Source organism: Promicromonospora sukumoe 327MFSha3.1 (genome assembly GCF_000385135.1).
Classification (GTDB): Bacteria; Actinomycetota; Actinomycetes; order Actinomycetales; family Cellulomonadaceae; genus Promicromonospora; species Promicromonospora sukumoe_B.
Genome location: NZ_ARQM01000014.1, coordinates 152,354 through 168,915 on the forward strand (window position 1 = coordinate 152,354; position 16,562 = coordinate 168,915).

The window sequence follows — 16,562 nt, forward strand, 5'->3', positions numbered from 1 at the left end:
CCAGGTGGAGTCGGGTCGGAATCCCGGGGGCACCTGCCAACCCGGAGGCGGGTTGAAGCGCACGGGCATGGTTGCTCCTTCGATACGGTCGGCCCCACTATCGGCCATGCGGGTGGGTCGGCGCCAGAACCATGGGACCGATCGGACATTTCTCCCGCGTGTGGGAGCGACAGTAGCGCGCTCGTGTCGGAGGTCACTGGTAGACCTGGGGGCATGTTCCTCCTGGAGCGTGAAGATGCCAGCACCCTCGTGTACTCGGCCAGCGACCTCGTGACCGCGGGCGAGTGCGAGTTCCGCCTGCTCAGGCGCCTCGACGAGCTCCTGGGCCGCAGCCCGCGCCGGGTGCGGGAGGAGGACCAGATGCTCGCCCGCACGGCGGCCCTGGGCGAGGACCACGAGCGGCGGGTCCTGGCGGGGCACCTCGCCGCCTTCGGCCCGGCCGACGACGACGGGCCCGGCGGCGTGGTGGAGGTCGCGCCCGCGCGCCGGATGTCGCGGGACGAGCTGCTCGACGCGCACTCGCGCACCCTGGCCGCGTTGGAGCGGGGTGCCGACGTCGTCTACCAGGCGTCGTTCTTCGACGGGCGGTTTCACGGCCGGGCCGACTTCCTGGTGCGCGACCCCCTGGGGGCGGGGCTCCGGTACGCCGTGCACGACTCGAAGCTCGCCCGCCGCACCAAGGTGCGTGCCCTGCTCCAGCTCGCCGCCTACGCGGACCAGCTGCTGGCGGCGCGGGTCGACCCGACCGACGAGGTGCACCTGGTGCTCGGCACGGGGGAGACCACCTCGCACCGGCTGGCCGACCTGCTGCCCGTCTTCCGCAAGCGGCGCTCCCGGCTGACCGAGGTGCTCGACACCCACGTCGCCGACGCTGGCCCGGTGCGCTGGCAGGACGAGCGCTACCTGGCCTGCGGCCGCCTGCGCGACTGCCCGGACTGCGCCGAGGCCGCTCAGCAGAGCCGCGACGTGCTGCTCGTCGGCGGGGTCTACGGGCCGCAGCGGGCGCGGCTGTCCGCCGCGGGCATCACCACGATCGACGGCCTCGCGACCGCGGAGACCCCGCCCGACGGCATGGCCGCCGGCCGCTTCGAGGGCCTGCGCGCGCAGGCGCGCCTCCAGCTCGGCCTGGACGACGGCGACGGCTCGGTGGCGCTCGACCACCTGCCCGACGGCGTCGACCCGGACGGGCCCGACGCCCGGCTGCGCTGGCAGCTCGTGGCGACCGAGGCCATCGACGGGCTGCCGGCACCGAGCCCCGGCGACGTCTTCTTCGACTTCGAGGGCGACCCGCTGTGGGAGGCGGCGCGGCTGCCCGGCGACGACCAGGCACCGGCCATGGGCCTCGACTACCTCTTCGGCTGGGTCGAGCGGCCCGGCGTCGACGACGGCACCCCGCCGTTCCACGGGCTCTGGGCCGACGACCTGGCGGCCGAGCGCGACGCGCTCGTGCGGTTCGTCGACTACCTGAGCGCCCGCCGCGAGACCTACCCCGATCTGCACGTCTACCACTACGCCGCCTACGAGAAGACGCACCTGCTCTCGATCGCGGCGCGCCACGGCGTCTACGAGGACGAGGTGGACCAGCTGCTACGCGACGGCGTGCTCGTGGACCTCTACGCGGTGGTCCGATCCTGCCTGCGCATCTCCAACCGGTCCAAGTCCATCAAGAAGCTCGAACCCCTCTACATGCAGGACGACCCGGCGCGCGAGGGCGTCACGAGCGCGACGGCGTCGGTCACGGAGTACGCGGAGTACGCCAAGCTCGCCGCCGACGGGGACGAGCTGGCGGCGGCACTGCGGCAGCGCATCCTCGACTACAACGAGTACGACTGCCGCTCGACGCTGCGGCTGCTCGACTGGCTGCGCTGGGCGCGCGGCGCGGTGGCACCGGAGGTCACGGCCTACGCGGTCGCCTCGTCGGGGGCCACCGGTGCCGGGGCGAACGAGTGGGCGCCCGGGCTTGCGGATGGCGACGACTCCTGGGGGTCGGGGTCGACCGGCGGTGGTGCCGCGGAAGCGGCCACCGGGCCGGACACGGCCGGGGCAGCGGGCGGCGTCCCGGACGCGGCCGGCTCCGGGGGCAACGGGGAGGCGGCGGTCGCCCGGGCCGAGGCCCGGCGCGAGGCCCGGGAGCGGCGGCTGGCGCTGGCCGCCGAGATCGCCGAGCGCGTCGGCGAGAACCGGGGCGACCGGTCGCTGGAGGTGCAGGCGCTCGCGCTGCTGGGTGCGGCCGTGGGCTACTACCAGCGGGAGGAGAAGCCGTTCTGGCAGGAACACTTCGCGCGGCTCGAGCTGCCGCTGGACGAGTGGCCCGGCCGGCGGTCGACGTTCCACGTGGAACATGCGCGCGTGCTGCGGGACTGGGACGTCGTCGGGCGCGACCGGCTCGCCTCGCGGGAGGTCGAGCTGGTGGGCCGCATGCTCGACGGTTCCCGCATCGACGGGTCCGACCTGGGCGTGGGCGACGCGGTGCACGTGCTCTACGACCAGCCGGTACCGCCGGTCGTGGGCGAGCTGGAGGCGCGGGCGATCCGGGGCGAGCACTCCGGCGGCGTGATCCTGTCGGTCGGGGAGGCGGAGCCCGCCGACCAGGAGGACGGCCGGCGCGGCCGCGACGTCGTGGTGCTGCGCGAGCGGCTGTCCGGGGGAGCGGACCCGCACGACCAGGCACCTGTCGCCCTCGCACCGCAGCGCGGTCCGGCGCACGACGCCCAGGAGCAGGCCACCGAGGACGCCGCCCGGGCGGCGCTCGCCGCCTGGGACGCCGACCGCACCCTGCCCGACGGCGCGGCCGTCGACCTGCTGCGCCGCGACCCGCCCCGGCTGATCGGACCTTCGACAGGCTCAGGACAGCGCGGCGGGGACCTGCCGCGGCTGACGGAGGCCGTCGTGCCCGGCCCGGTTGGTGGACCGGCCGAGCCCGGTGCGCCCGGCGGGGAAGCCGCCGGCGGGCTGCACCTGGAGGCGGCCGTGCTCGCCGCCGTCGAGCGGCTCGACCACTCCTATCTCGCGGTGCAGGGTCCGCCGGGCACCGGCAAGACGCACGTCGGCTCGCACGTCGTGGCCCGGCTCGTGGAGGCGGGCTGGCGGGTGGGCGTGGTGGCGCAGTCGCACTCCGCGGTCGAGAACCTGCTGCGCTGCCTGGTCGAAAAGGCCGGGGTGCCCGTCGAGGTGGTCGCCAAGAAGCAGCGGGCCAAGGGCGTGGAGCAGGAGTCCGGCACCCCGTGGCCGGAGCTGACGGGCAGCCAGCTCGCCGACTTCGCGGCCGGGAGCTCCGGCGGCTGCGTGGTGGGCGGCACGGCGTGGGACTTCGCGCACGAGCGCTGGCCGGCCGAGGGCCTGGACCTGCTCGTCATCGACGAGGCCGGGCAGTTCTCGCTCGCGGACACGGTCGCCGTCGGCCGGGCCGCGCAGCGGCTGCTGCTGCTCGGCGACCCGCAGCAGCTTCCGCAGGTCAGCCAGGGAAAGCACCCCGAACCGGTGGACGAGTCGGCGCTCGCCTGGCTCGCGGCCGGCAGCTCCGTGCTGCCCGAGGGCCTGGGCTACCTGCTGCCCGAGTCCTGGCGCATGCACCCGATGGTCTGCGCTGCCGTGTCCGAGCTCGCGTACGCGGGCCGGCTGTCGGCCCACCCGGTCACGACCGAGCGGTCGCTCGACGGCGTGCCGCCCGGGGTGGTGCACGCCCCGGTGGTCCACGAGGGGCGCTCGACGTCGTCCCCGGCGGAGGCCGACGAGGTGGTGCGGCAGGTGCAGGACGTGGTCGGCCGCACCTGGCACCCGGGCCACGGCCGGCCCGCCCGCCCGCTGGGCCCGGACGACGTCGTGGTGGTCGCCGCGTACAACGCGCAGGTCCACACCGTGCGCCAGGCGCTGCGTGCCGCCGGTCTCGACGGCGTCCCCGTCGGCACGGTCGACATGTTCCAGGGGCGGGAGGCGCCGGTCGCGATCCTGACGCTCGCAGCCTCGGCGCCGGAGAACGTCTCGCGGGGCATGGGGTTCCTGCTGTCGCGCAACCGCATCAACGTGGCGGTCTCGCGCGCGCAGTGGCGGGCCGTGGTCGTCTCGTCGCCCCGGCTCACCGACTACCTGCCCGGCGACCTCGAGGCCGACGGCGTGCGGCACCTCATGGAGCTCGGCGCGTTCCTGCGCCTCATCGGCTCCTGACGAAGTAGAACCCCGGCGAAGTAGAACTGTGGCGAGATGGAACTCCAGCGCCTGCCAGAGTTCTATCTCGCCACGGTTCTACTTCGCCACGGTTCTACCTCGGCGGGAGGGGTCAGAACTCGCCGCCACCGAAGTCGCCGCCGAAGTCGCCACCACCGTCGCCGCCGCCGAACATGTCGCCGAAGAAGCCACCGCCGCCGTCGCCGCCCGCGTCCGCACCGGCGTCACCGCCCTCGGCGCCGGACGCCTCGACGGGCTCGGCCCCGGCCTCCTCGCCGCCTGCCTCCTCGGCACCGGCCTCGCCGCCGCCCTCCTCACCGGCGAAGTCCTGGCCCGGGTCGCCGAACGAGCTGCCGAACATCATGTCCGCCACGGCAGAGCCGATGACCATGCCGCCGATGGTGCCGAGCATGCTCGCGCCCAGCATCGAGCCGAAGCCCGGGCCGCGGCTCGCCCCGAAGTTGCGCTCCAGCGTGCCGGGGTTGCGCATCTCGGCGCGCGTGGCCATGCGGGCCAGGTCGCGCGGGTCGTCCGACGTCGCGCGCTCGTTGGGCGGCACCGTCTCGCTGAGCTGGGCCAGGACCTGGTTGCGCTGCTCGGGCGTGAGCTGGGCGAACGCCTCCGCGTGCGCCTCCTCCACCCGGTCCGGCGGCGCGGTGCGCAGCAGGTACCGGTAGCGCTCGATCGCCACCTCGTCCTCGCTGCGGCCCGTGCTCGCGGCGGATCCGTAGACGGGGGCCGTGCCGTAGGCCGGGGTCTGACCCGGGGCCTGCTGGTACTGCGGCCGCGGCGTGCCGCCACCCTGGTACATGCCGGGTGTCTGCTCGCGCGGCTCGCGGCCGAGCAGTCGGTCGAGGAAGCCCATTGATCTCAGTCCTTCGTGAGGTTCGGTCCTGACGGTCCATCCCGGTCAACGGCGCGCCGCCGCCCCGGGTTCCCGCACATCGTCCCTCCGTCACACGAACAGGACATGACGAAGGCCCGGCCACCGAGGTGACCGGGCCTTCGTGCTGTGTCAGCCGGGAGCGTCAGCCCTCGACCGAGCCCTCGATCGCACGGTCGAACACGAGCGTGTTGTCGTCGGCGTAGTTGTAGACACCGATGAACGCGGACGACGGGTCGTTGTCCTCGTTGATCGGGCCGATGCCGGAGACACCCTTGTAGTGGATGTCGTCGCCGGCCTCGAGTGCCGTGACGCCCTCCTCGAAGGTGGACACCTCGGTGCCGCCGTCCGCGCCGGACACGGAGCGGATCGCCGCGGCGATGTCGGTGCCGGAGGTCGACTCCGCCTTCACCGCGGCGAGCGCGGCGAGGATGACGGCGTCGTACGACTCAGCGGCGTAGGCGTAGTCGGTCAGCGGCGAGCCCTCGCTCTCCTCGTACCAGGCGCTCGCCTCGTCCTTGAACTCCTGCGCGGGGTCGGCGCCGGGGATGGTGCCGACGACGCCCTTGAGCGTCCCCGGGTCGAAGTCCTTGGAGTAGTCGGCGGTGTTGCCGTCGCAGAGGTACGTGGTGCCGTCGAAGTCCCAGCCCTGGGACACGAGCTCGGCCACGGCCGCCTTGGTCTCCTCGAACGCGAGGATGACGATGGCGTCCGGCTTGGCGGCCAGCGCGTCGGTCACGATGGACGAGAAGTTGGTCTCGCCCGGGGCGAACTCCTCGCCGGAGCCGGTGCCGCCGTAGACGGCCTCGGCGCCGCCGGCCTCGATCGACTTCTGCACGTTGTCGCGCAGGCCGGTGCCGTAGGTCTCGTTCTGCACGAGGAACGCGACCTTCTGGTGGCCGCCGTCGAGCACGAGGGAACCGAGCGCCGCACCCTGGACGGTGTCCGGCGGGGCGGTACGGGTGAACAGGTCGCTCACGCCGGAGAGCTCGGTGGCGGTGTTCGCGGGCGAGATCTGGAGGACCCCGGCCTCGGTGAACTGGTCGACCACGTTCTGCGAGACGGACGAGGACGCCGCGCCGATCGCGACCTGGACGCCCTTGCCGATGAGGTCGGTGGCCGTGTTGGTCGAGACGCTCATGTCGGTCGAGTCGCCGGAGTCACCGGACTCCAGGGTCACGTCGTTGCCGAGCACACCCCCGGCCGCGTTGATGTCGTCGATCGCAAGTCCGACGCCCGCGACCTCGGGCGGACCGAGGTAGGCAAGAGAGCCGGTGATCGGGAGGATGGTGCCGACGACGAGCGGCTCGGCAGAGCCCTCGCCCTCTCCATCGCCAGAACCCGAGGTGGAGCAGGCCGCCAAGCCCACGCTGAGGACTGCCGCTAGCGCGAGCCCGCGCGCAGCCGTGGAACGTCGAATCATGTCTGCTGTTCCCCTTCAAGCGGGAGTGGATCTGACGGCGCACTTTGCTCCGTCGTGGTCGCTGAAAGTAGTCACCTTGTGTGACGCCCATGTCACGAATCCCCCACTGCGGCCGAGATTGTTACGAGGACGTGACCCACGTCACCCTAGACCCAAGGAAAGTTCATCCGGTCACCCGCCAGACGCACCTCACGGAGATTGGTCGGGCTTTCCGCGGCGGGTCCAGGTACGCTTGCCGTGTTGCAGTGCCTCGATCGTTCTTCCAAGAGATGACGACGACACCGTGATTACAGCGATCCCGAAGGCCGGGGTCGTCGCATCTTGCAAGGAGCAGTACATGGCATTCGGAACCGTCAAGTGGTTCAACGCCGAGAAGGGCTTCGGGTTCATCGCACCCGAGGACGGTGGGCAGGACGTGTTCGCCCACTTCAGCGCGATCCAGTCGAGCGGCTACCGCTCGCTCGAGGAGAACCAGCGCGTCGAGTTCGACGTGAAGCAGGGCCCGAAGGGCCTCCAGGCGGAGAACATCCGCCCGCTCTGACTCTGACAGCCGCGGCGGGCTCCTGAGCCTGCCAGGTTGTACGCCGAGGGCCCGGTCACCTTTCCAGGTGGCCGGGCCCTTGGCCTGTCCGGCGCCGGACGGCGGGAGAATGGGCCCGTGCAGCACTTCGCCTCCGACAACTACGCTCCCGTCCACCCCGAGGTCATGGCGGCCATCGCCGCGGCGAACGACGGCGCGGCCGTCTCGTACGGCGACGACCCCGTCTCGGCCCGCCTCCAGGACCGTGCCACCGAGGTGTTCGGCGAGCGCGCCCGCATCTTCCCGGTGCTGAACGGCACCGGCGCGAACGTCATCAGCCTGATGGCCTCGGCCCCGCGCTGGGGCGCCGTGATCGCCAGCGACGTCGCGCACATCCACACCGACGAGAACGGGGCGCCCGAGCGCGTGGGCAGCCTCAAGGTGCTGGCCGTCCCGAGCGTCGCGGGCCGCATCGGGCCCGACGCCGTGGACCGCTACGCGGGCGACATCGGCAACGTGCAGCGCGCGCAGCCCGCGGTGCTGAGCCTCACCCAGGTGACCGAGCTCGGCACGGTCTACTCGGTGGCCGACCTCAAGCTCCTCGCGGACGCCGCCCACGCGGCCGGCCTGCGCGTGCACGTGGACGGCTCGCGCCTCGCGAACGCGGCGGCGACCCTCGGCGTCGGGCTGCGGGAGATCACCACCGACGTGGGCGTCGACGTCGTCTCGCTCGGCGCGGCGAAGAACGGCGGCATGCTGGGCGAGGCCGTCGTCGTGCTCACCGACGACGACGCCGGCTCCGGCGACGCGGCCGGGCCGACCGGCGCCGTGCCGTATCTGCGCAAGGCGACGATGCAGCTCGCCTCGAAGACCCGCTTCGTGTCGGCCCAGCTCCTCGCCCTGCTCGGCGAGCCGGGCACGCCGACGTCGGGCACGTCGACCTCCGGTGCGGCAGGCACCGCCGACGGTGCGCCCCTCTGGCTGCGCAACGCGGTGCACTCCAACTCGATGGCCGCGCGCCTGCGCTCCGGGATCGAGGCGGCGGGGCTGCTGGAGCCCGGGACCGGGGTCCGCGTGACCTACCCGACCGAGGCGAACGTCGTGTTCGCGACCCTGCCCCGGGCCGCCGCCGACCGCGCGCGCGAGCACGCCCGGTTCTACGACTGGGCGCCGGGCGAGAGCGCCGACCGGGTCGAGGTGCGCTGGATGTGCGCCTGGGACACCACGGCGTCCGACGTCGACGACTTCGTGCGGGCGATCGCCGCCGCGCTCTGATCCGGCCCCGCCGCCGAGCCGATTGCACGCCTGGGCCGCGGCGGGGTGAGACTTGTGGTCATGATCCGTTTTCGCCCCGCGGGCCTGCTGGTCGCCACCGTTCTCACGGTCGCGACGCTGGCCGCGGGATGTTCCGCTCCGGCCGGTGAGCCCGGACCCACCTCCCTGCCCGGACCCGTGCAGTCGAGCACCCGGCCGAGCTCGTCCCCGTCCGGCGGGGGGACGCCGTCGCCGTCGCAGCCCGCACCCAGCGCGACGCCGTCCGCACCGCCCACGCAGGAGCCCGCGCCCGGCGAGCCGGACCTCTCGCTCGTGGCCGGCTGGTCCCTGGAGCAGAAGGTGGGCCAGGTCGTGATGGTCGGCCTGCCGGTCAAGGGCCCGTTCCAGCCGACGTTCGACATGCTGCGGGACCAGAAGATCGGCGGCGTGTTCCTGCACGGCCGCACCCAGGCCGGGCGCGGGCCGGTGAAGAACCTGGTGGACGCCGCCGTCGCCGCGGCGGACTCGCCGGTGCCCCTGTTCGTGTCCACCGACCAGGAGGGCGGCGAGGTCCAGGTGCTGCGCGGCAAGGGCTTCAGCGACATCCCGAGCGCGCTCGATCAGGCCACGCTGTCCGCGCCGGACCTGCGCGCCCGTTCGGAGGTCTGGGGGCAGGAGCTCGCCGCCGCGGGAGTGAACCTCAACCTCGCGCCCGTGCTGGACCTGGTGCCGCAGCAGGGCGCGGCGTCGAACGCGCCCATCGGCGTGTTCGCGCGCAACTACGGGTACACCGAGCAGTCCGTGATCACCCACGGCAACGCGTTCGCGGAGGGCCAGCGGGACTCGGGCGTGCAGACGTCGATCAAGCACTTCCCGGGGCTGGGCCGGGTCACGGCGAACACCGACACCACGGCCGGCGTGACCGACACCGTCACCGGGCCCGACGACCCGTCGGTGGCGGTGTTCGATGCCGGCATCAAGGACGGCACCGGCCTGGTCATGATGTCGTCCGCGATCTACGCGAAGATCGACCCCGACGCGCCCGCGGTGTTCAGCCCCACCGTGGTGGGCCTGGTCCGCGAGCACGGGTTCGACGGCGTGATCATCACCGACGACCTGTCCGCCGCGGTGCAGGTCCAGAACGTGCCCGCCGGCCAGCGGGCGGTCCGGGCCGTCGACGCCGGGGTGGACCTGGTGCTGGCTTCCGCCAAGCCGTCCGTCGCCCCGGCGATGGTGGACGCGCTGGTCCAGGCCGCGCGCCAGGACCCGGCGTTCGCCGCGAAGGTCGACGCCGCGGCGGCCCGGGTGGTCGCGGCCAAGTCGGGCCTCTGACCAACCGCCACCGCTGGTCGAGCCCCCGCCCACCGCTGGTCGAGCTTGTCGAGACCTGGTTTCGACAGGCTCAACCAGCGGGGTGCGGCTCAACCAGCGGGGGCGGTGGTGCTCAGCGGTCGGCCAGCCCCAGCACGTCCAGGGTCCAGGCGTGCTCGAACGCGATCTGCTCCCACGCCGAGTACCGGCCCGAGACGCCGCCGTGCCCCGCGGACATCTCGATCTTCAGCATCGCCGGCGCCCCGGCGGCCTGCAGCCGGGCGACCCACTTGGCGGGCTCCACGTACAGCACGCGGGTGTCGTTGAAGCTGGTCGTCGCCAGCACCTTGGGGTAGCTCGAGGCGTCGTCGGCCACGTTCTCGTACGGGGTGTACGAGCGCATGTACGCGTAGACCCCGGGGTCGTGCAGCGGGTCGCCCCACTCGTCCCACTCGGTGACCGTCAGGGGCAGCGTGGGGTCGAGCATCGAGGTCAGCGCGTCCACGAAGGGCACGCCCGCCTGCACTCCAGCGAACAGCTCGGGCGCCAGGTTGGTCGCCGCGCCGACCAGCAGCCCGCCGGCGCTGCCGCCGTCGGCCACCATGCGGTCGCTCGCCGTCCAGCCCGTGGCGACCAGGTGCCGGCCGCAGGCCACGAAGTCGGTGAACGTGTTGCGCTTGGCGCCCAGCTTGCCGTCGTCGTACCAGGCGCGGCCCATCTCGCCGCCGCCCCGCACGTGCGCGACGGCGAAGACGACGCCGCGGTCGAGCAGGCTCAGGCGCGCCACCGAGAAGTACGGGTCGATCGAGTACTCGTAGGCGCCGTACCCGTACAGGAGCAGCGGCGCGGGCTCGGCGGGCGCGTCGTCCGCCCCGCCGGCCGAGCCCGTCCCGCCGGCCGAGCCCGTCGAGACCCCGAACCGCACCTTGTCCTTGCGCCAGACCAGCGAGATCGGCACGCGCGTGCCGTCCTCGGCCACGGCCCACTCCCGGCGCTGGTCGTAGTCGCCGGCGTCGTAGCCGCCGAGCACCGGCTGCTGCTTGAGCAGGGTGCGCTCGCCGGAGGCGACGTCGTACAGGTAGAGCGAGGAGGGGGTGACGAACGAGGTGTAGCCCACCTTGAGGTTGGGCTGCTCCCACACGCCGACGCCCGCGCCGACCGACTCCAGCGGCTGGCCGAACGAGATCTCCTGGAAGTCCCAGGTGACGGGCCCGCCGCCGGCCCCGGCGGGCTCGATCAGCGACAGCACGGCGGAGCGCGAGATCGCCTCGCGGCGGTAGTAGAGCACCAGGTAGCGCTCGCTGGCGCTCACGCCCTCCAGCCGCACCTCCGGGTCGTGCGGCACGACGACGTCCGCGTCCTGCGGGGCGACCGTCTCGCCGGGCGCGGGCACCGGAGAGGTGACCAGCTCGAAGTTCAGCGCGTCCTGGTTGTGCAGGATCAGCAGCACGTCGCGGGTCGGGCTGGTCGAGTCCGGGGTCTCGACAGGCTCGACCGGCGAGACGGGCAGCGCCGCGTGCTCCACCGAGTACTCGACGCCCTCGCGGCGGGGCCAGACCACGCGGAACTCGCCCGTCGGGTCGTCGGACTCCAGCAGCCACGACTCGCTCGTCACCTTGGAGCCCAGCTCGATCTGCAGGTACTTCTTGGACCGGGACAGGCCCACGCCCACCCAGAACCGCTCGTCGGGCTCCTCGAACACCAGCGTGTCCTGGGAGCCGGTCGCGCCGAGCTGGTGCCGCCAGACCCGCCACGGGCGCCAGGCCTCGTCCACGGTCAGGTAGAAGATGTGCCCGCCGTCGGGGGTGAACATGGCGCCCGGCGCGGTGTCGCGCACCTCGTCGGGGAGGTCCTCGCCGGTGGCCAGGTCGCGCACGCGCAGCGTGTAGCGCTCGTCCCCGGCCGTGTCGGTCGCGTACAGCAGCCGCGTGCCGTCGTCGGACACGTCGAGCGAGCCGAGGGCGAAGAAGTCGTGGCCCTCGGCCGCGGCGTTCTGGTCCAGCATGATCTGCTCGCCCGGCACGGGCTGCCCGGGCTCGAGCACGCGGGGCGTCCAGTCGTCCGGCCCCGCGGCGGGGTAGCGGGCGTGGATCGGGTACTGCTGGCCCTCGACCGTGCGGGCGTAGTACCACCAGTCGCCGTCGCGCGCGGGGACCGAGAGGTCGGTCTCGAGTGTGCGCCCCTTGATCTCGTCGAACAGGGTCTGCCGCAGCGGCGCGAGGTGCTCCTGGCGGTCCAGGGTCCAGGCGTTCTGCGCCTCCAGGTGCGCGACGACCTCAGGGTTCTCCTTCTCGCGGAGCCACTCGTAGTCGTCGACGAAGGTGTCGCCGTGGAAGGTGCGCTCGCGGGGGCGGCGCTCGGTGCTGGGCGGTTCGGACGGCGGGAGCACCCGCACGGAACCGGTCGGTCGATCGGCCGAGGGGGCGGCCGCTGGGGGAGTCTGGGCGTCGTCGGACACCGCGTCAGCCTAACCGTGCGGACCGCCGGGCGAAGGGGTGTTCCACGCCCTCCCGGTGCCCGGATCGTTGGCACTCCGTGACCGGGGTGTGACCCACGGGTGTAACGAGTGACACATCGCACGGCTACACTTCCGGCACGCTGATGCCATCAGTTTGATGCAGGCCTGGTTAAGCAGGACTGAATCATGTTGGTATCGAGTGGAACCGAGACCTCGCAGCACCACACACCAGAACCGACGGAGGACCCGGCAGATGACAGCCGACCGACCGAACCTCGCGACGGGCGCGCGGAGGCTGCTGGCCACGCTCGCGGCCGTGGCCATCCCAGCCGTGATCGCCGCGGCGCCCGCGGTGGCCGCCGCCGCGCCCGCCGACTGCAAGCCCGACGACACGACCGCATGTGTCGTCGCGATCGTCCTGGACGAGGACAGCAACCCTGTCCCCGACGTGGGCGTGACCATCTCAGGCGCGGGGTTCGAGCAAGACGTGACCACCACCCAGGAGGGGCCTGCGTCCGTGGAGGTGCCGCAGGTCGGCACCTACACGCTCACCCTCGACGAGGAGACCGTCCCCGACGGCCTCTTCCCCAACGCCACCGAGCAGCAGGTCACCGCGCAGACCGGTAGCTCGGCGCGCGCCGCGTTCCGGCTGGGCACCACGCCTCCGGAGAGCGCCGAACCGACCGACGGCGCCACCACGGCGCCCGGTGCCGGCGAGACCGGCGGCACCGAGCCCACCGACGCGGCGTCCGGCCCGGCGGCCGGTGACGAGGGCCTCGGCGGAGCCGGCACCGCTGCCACCGGCGGTGGCGGGCCCTCGCTCCAGCAGGTCTGGCAGCAGTTCGGCTCGGGCATCCGCTTCGGCCTCCTGCTCGCCCTGGCCTCGGTGGGCATCAGCCTCATCTACGGCACGACCGGCCTGTCGAGCTTCTCGCACGGCGAGCAGGTGACGCTCGGCGCCATGTTCGGCTTCATCGGCATCAACTGGCTGCACCTGCCGGTCTGGCTCACGGTGATCCTGGTGATCGTCGCGTGCGCCGCCACCGGCTGGGCGCAGGACGCCGCCATCTGGGCCCCGCTGCGCAGACGCGGCACCCCGGTGACGCAGATGATGATCGTGACCATCGGTCTCTCGCTCGCGCTGCAGTACGCCATCCAGATGGTCATCGGCGGCCGGTCGCACCGCGTGCTTCCGCAGAACCCGAAGCCGCTGGAGATCGCGGGCATCACGCTCAGCACCGCCTCCTGGCTCTCGATGCTGGTCGCGGTCGTGGTGATCTTCTTCATCGCCTGGTTCCTCACCCGCACCCGCATCGGCCGCGCCACGCGCGCCGTCTCGGACAACACGGCGCTCGCCGCGGCCACCGGCATCAACCCGGACCGCATCATCCGCATCGTGTGGGTCATGGCCACCGGCTTCGCCGGCCTCGCGGGCATGCTGCTGGCCATCTCGTTCGGCTCGTTCAACTGGTCGCTCGGCATGCTGCTGCTGCTCCTGATGTTCGCCGCCGTCACCCTCGGTGGCCTGGGCACCGCCTACGGCGCCCTGCTCGGCTCCCTCGTGATCGGCCTCGTCGTCGAGATGTCCACCCTCATCCCCGGAATGCCGAGCGACCTGCGCTACGCCTCGGCACTCGTGATCCTCATCCTCGTGCTGCTGTTCAGGCCGCAGGGCCTGCTCGGCCGCGCCGAGCGGATCGGCTGAAAGGAGAACCATCATGGAACTGAGCCGCATCCTCACCCAGGCGCTCGCCGAGCTCATCGCTCCGACCACCGCCGCCATCGCGCTCGCCGCGATCGGCCTCAACCTGCACTTCGGGTTCACCGGCCTCCTCAACATGGGGCAGGCAGGCTTCATGCTGCTGGGCGCCTACGGCTTCGGCATCGCCACCATCTCCGGCGCGCCGTTCTGGCTGGCCCTGCTCATCTCGCTCGCCGCGGGAGCACTGTTCGCGCTCATCCTCGGCGCACCGACACTCCAGCTACGCGGTGACTATCTGGCGATCGTGACGATCTCGGCCGCGGAGATCATCCGAATGCTCGGCCGTGCCACGGTGTTCCAGGAATACACCGGCGGCGCGGCGGGTCTCACGGGTGGCTCCTTCAAGTCGACGTTCCAGGAGCTGTCGTTCCTGCCGGCACCGCCCGAGCGCGGTGCGTTCGGCCCGCTCGAGTACGTGTTCACCGGGTCCGACTCGTGGTGGACCCGCCTGTTCGCCTGGGCCGTGGTGCTCATCGCGGTCGTGTTCGTCTGGCTGCTGACCCGCAGCCCCTGGGGCCGCGTGCTCAAGGGCATCCGCGAGGACGAGGACGCCGTCCGCGCACTGGGCAAGAACGTCTTCTCCTACAAGATGCAGGCGCTGGTGCTCGGCGGCATGTGCGGTTCGCTCGCGGGCATGCTGTACGTGCTGCCCAGGTCGGTCGCACCCGACGCCATGGGCCGCTCGCTGACCTTCTTCGCGTGGACCGTCCTGCTGCTCGGTGGCGCCGCCACCTTGTTCGGCCCGGTGCTGGGGTCCATGCTCTTTTATGCGGTCTACATGTTGCTCCGCGCGGGTATGCGCGAGGGCCTGGAGGGCGTCGTGTCGGCCACGATGGTCGAGCAGATCGGTGGTCTGCTCGTCGGCGTGACCCTGATGCTGCTGGTCATCTTCCGCCCACAAGGAATCCTGGGGAACAAGAAGGAGCTCGCCTTCGATGCCCGATGAGACGACGGAGAACAAGGTGACAGAGGTGTCCGACGTGCCGGAGGCGACCGACGTGCCCGAGAGCACCGTCGAGGCGCTCGACACCGTCGAGCGCAGCGACACCGAGGCCGCGAAGGCCGCGGAGCACGTCCTGGCCGCGGTCGAGCCCACGGTCGGCGTCAGCAAGCCGGACCCGATCCTGGTCGTCGACGACGTGCAGCGCCGGTTCGGCGGCATGACCGCCGTCGACGTCGACCACCTGGAGGTCCAGCGCGGCGTCATCACGGCGCTCATCGGCCCGAACGGCGCCGGCAAGACGACGTTCTTCAACCTGCTGACGGGGTTCGACAAGCCCAACCAGGGCTCGTGGGCCTTCGAGGGCAAGCCGCTGGGCGGCGTCAGCGCCGCCAAGGTGGCCCGCAACGGCATGGTCCGCACGTTCCAGCTCACCAAGGCGCTCTCGCGCCTGACGGTGCTGCAGAACATGCTGCTCGCCGCCATGGGCAACCCGGGCGAGAACCTGTTCGGCTCCCTGGTCAAGCCCCTGTGGGCGGGCACCGAGAAGAAGAACACGGAGAAGGCGCTCGAGATCCTGGCGCGGTTCAAGCTCGACGCCAAGAAGGACGACTTCGCGGGCTCGCTGTCCGGCGGCCAGCGCAAGCTCCTGGAGATGGCCCGGGCCCTGATGACGGACCCGACCATGATCATGCTCGACGAGCCCATGGCCGGCGTGAACCCGGCCCTGGTCCAGTCGCTGCTGCACCACATCCAGGCCCTGCGCGACGACGGCATGACCGTCCTGTTCGTGGAGCACGACATGCACGCCGTGCGGCACATCTCCGACTGGGTCGTGGTGATGGCCGAGGGCAAGATCGTGGCCGAGGGACCGCCCAAGTCCGTCATGCAGGACCAGGCCGTCGTCGACGCCTACCTCGGCGCGCACCACGACACCGACCTCGGGGACGACTCGCTGCTCGACCCCGCAGTGCTGGCCCGGCTCGAGGCCGAGGAGGAGAAGCGATGAACGACGCGGCCAAGACCGAGAAGCGGGAGATCCTGCTCAAGGCGACCGACATCGTCGCGGGCTACCTGCCCGGCGTGAACATCCTGAACGGGTGCAACCTCGAGGTCGCCAAGGGCGAGCTCGTGGGCATCATCGGCCCCAACGGCGCCGGCAAGTCGACGCTCCTGAAGTCCCTGTTCGGCCTGGTGCACGTCCGCTCCGGCAGCGTGACCCTGGGCGGCGAGGACATCACGAACCAGAAGGCGAACACCCTCGTGTCGCAGGGTGTGGGGTTCGTGCCGCAGAACAACAACGTGTTCCCCTCGCTCACGGTCGAGGAGAACATGCGGATGGGCGTGTACCTGCGGCCCAAGGCGTTCGCGGAGCGGTTCGAGTTCATCACCGACCTGTTCCCCACCCTCGGGGAGCGGCGCGCGCAGCGTGCGGGCGCCATGTCGGGCGGTGAGCGGCAGATGGTCGCCATGGCCCGCGCCCTGATGATGAACCCGTCGGTGCTGCTGCTCGACGAGCCGTCCGCCGGCCTGTCGCCGGTGCGCCAGGACGAGACGTTCCTGCGCACCCGGATGATCAACAAGGCGGGCGTGTCCGTGGTCATGGTCGAGCAGAACGCCCGGCGCTGCCTGCAGATCTGCGACCGCGGCTACGTGCTCGACCAGGGCAAGGACGCGTACACCGGGACGGGCAAGGAGCTCCAGTCCGACCCGAAGGTGATCTCGCTCTACCTGGGCACCCTGGCGGAGGACGTCGACAAGGCGAGCTGACCTTCTCCGCCGAAGTAGAACTGCAGCGAAGTAGAACGGTGGCGTACCCCCTGACCAGGGGGTACGCCACCGTTCTA

Annotated in this window: 11 protein-coding genes; 8 read left to right on the top strand and 3 right to left on the bottom strand. The window is 72.1% G+C overall.

Annotation, left to right across the window (positions count from 1 at the left end; genetic code table 11):
* Nucleotides 1–213: 213 nt before the first annotated feature.
* Nucleotides 214–4,164, top strand: a complete 3,951-nt coding sequence (locus H291_RS34680) for a TM0106 family RecB-like putative nuclease (RefSeq protein WP_020017410.1) — start codon at nt 214–216, stop codon at nt 4,162–4,164.
* 112 nt (nt 4,165–4,276) lie between these two features.
* Here H291_RS34680 and H291_RS0123160 read toward each other — a convergent pair whose 3' ends face one another.
* Entirely contained in the window at nt 4,277–5,029 is a 753-nt protein-coding gene (locus H291_RS0123160; RefSeq protein ID WP_020017411.1) for a hypothetical protein, read from the bottom strand.
* Between the two features lie 163 nt (nt 5,030–5,192).
* Nucleotides 5,193–6,470: an ABC transporter substrate-binding protein gene (locus H291_RS0123165; protein WP_026366045.1), complete on the bottom strand. Its 1,278-nt coding sequence runs from the start codon at nt 6,468–6,470 to the stop codon at nt 5,193–5,195.
* 337 nt (nt 6,471–6,807) lie between these two features.
* On the opposite strand from H291_RS0123165, the gene H291_RS0123170 reads away from it, so the two are divergent.
* From H291_RS0123170 to H291_RS0123180, 3 genes are all read left to right on the top strand, one after another.
* Nucleotides 6,808–7,011, top strand: a complete 204-nt coding sequence (locus H291_RS0123170; protein ID WP_020017413.1) for a cold-shock protein — start codon at nt 6,808–6,810, stop codon at nt 7,009–7,011.
* Nucleotides 7,012–7,128: 117 nt separating this feature from the next.
* Complete coding sequence (locus tag H291_RS0123175) at nt 7,129–8,265, top strand: threonine aldolase family protein (RefSeq protein ID WP_020017414.1); 1,137 nt, start codon at nt 7,129–7,131, stop codon at nt 8,263–8,265.
* A 60-nt stretch (nt 8,266–8,325) separates the two neighbouring features.
* Entirely contained in the window at nt 8,326–9,576 is a 1,251-nt protein-coding gene (locus tag H291_RS0123180; protein WP_051109617.1) for a glycoside hydrolase family 3 N-terminal domain-containing protein, read from the top strand.
* Nucleotides 9,577–9,688: 112 nt separating this feature from the next.
* Here the strand turns inward: H291_RS0123180 and H291_RS0123185 are convergent, their stop codons facing one another.
* A complete protein-coding gene (locus tag H291_RS0123185) occupies nt 9,689–11,950 on the bottom strand; it encodes a S9 family peptidase (protein WP_020017416.1) in 2,262 nt (753 codons plus the stop codon).
* 316 nt (nt 11,951–12,266) lie between these two features.
* Between H291_RS0123185 and H291_RS0123190 the strand changes: the two genes are divergently transcribed.
* Genes H291_RS0123190 through H291_RS0123205 form a run of 4 tightly spaced genes read left to right on the top strand, consistent with a single transcriptional unit; the run spans nt 12,267 to nt 16,485 of the window.
* Nucleotides 12,267–13,718: an ABC transporter permease subunit gene (locus H291_RS0123190; protein ID WP_020017417.1), complete on the top strand. Its 1,452-nt coding sequence runs from the start codon at nt 12,267–12,269 to the stop codon at nt 13,716–13,718.
* Between the two features lie 13 nt (nt 13,719–13,731).
* Entirely contained in the window at nt 13,732–14,721 is a 990-nt protein-coding gene (locus tag H291_RS0123195) for a branched-chain amino acid ABC transporter permease (protein WP_020017418.1), read from the top strand.
* Complete coding sequence (locus H291_RS0123200) at nt 14,711–15,724, top strand: ABC transporter ATP-binding protein (RefSeq protein WP_020017419.1); 1,014 nt, start codon at nt 14,711–14,713, stop codon at nt 15,722–15,724. Before H291_RS0123195 ends, H291_RS0123200 begins: the two co-directional genes overlap by 11 nt.
* Nucleotides 15,721–16,485, top strand: a complete 765-nt coding sequence (locus H291_RS0123205) for an ABC transporter ATP-binding protein (protein WP_020017420.1) — start codon at nt 15,721–15,723, stop codon at nt 16,483–16,485. Before H291_RS0123200 ends, H291_RS0123205 begins: the two co-directional genes overlap by 4 nt.
* Nucleotides 16,486–16,562: the final 77 nt, after the last annotated feature.

Excerpts from the sequence above, each read along its gene's own strand:
- H291_RS0123195 (WP_020017418.1), top strand. The coding sequence starts at position 13,732 with ATGGAACTGAGCCGCATCCTCACCCAGGCGCTCGCCGAGCTCATCGCT.
- H291_RS0123165 (WP_026366045.1), bottom strand. The coding sequence starts at position 6,470 with ATGATTCGACGTTCCACGGCTGCGCGCGGGCTCGCGCTAGCGGCAGTC.
- H291_RS0123205 (WP_020017420.1), top strand. The coding sequence starts at position 15,721 with ATGAACGACGCGGCCAAGACCGAGAAGCGGGAGATCCTGCTCAAGGCG.
- H291_RS0123160 (WP_020017411.1), bottom strand. The coding sequence starts at position 5,029 with ATGGGCTTCCTCGACCGACTGCTCGGCCGCGAGCCGCGCGAGCAGACA.
- H291_RS0123200 (WP_020017419.1), top strand. The coding sequence starts at position 14,711 with ATGCCCGATGAGACGACGGAGAACAAGGTGACAGAGGTGTCCGACGTG.
- H291_RS0123190 (WP_020017417.1), top strand. The coding sequence starts at position 12,267 with ATGACAGCCGACCGACCGAACCTCGCGACGGGCGCGCGGAGGCTGCTG.
- H291_RS0123170 (WP_020017413.1), top strand. The coding sequence starts at position 6,808 with ATGGCATTCGGAACCGTCAAGTGGTTCAACGCCGAGAAGGGCTTCGGG.
- H291_RS34680 (WP_020017410.1), top strand. The coding sequence starts at position 214 with ATGTTCCTCCTGGAGCGTGAAGATGCCAGCACCCTCGTGTACTCGGCC.
- H291_RS0123180 (WP_051109617.1), top strand. The coding sequence starts at position 8,326 with ATGATCCGTTTTCGCCCCGCGGGCCTGCTGGTCGCCACCGTTCTCACG.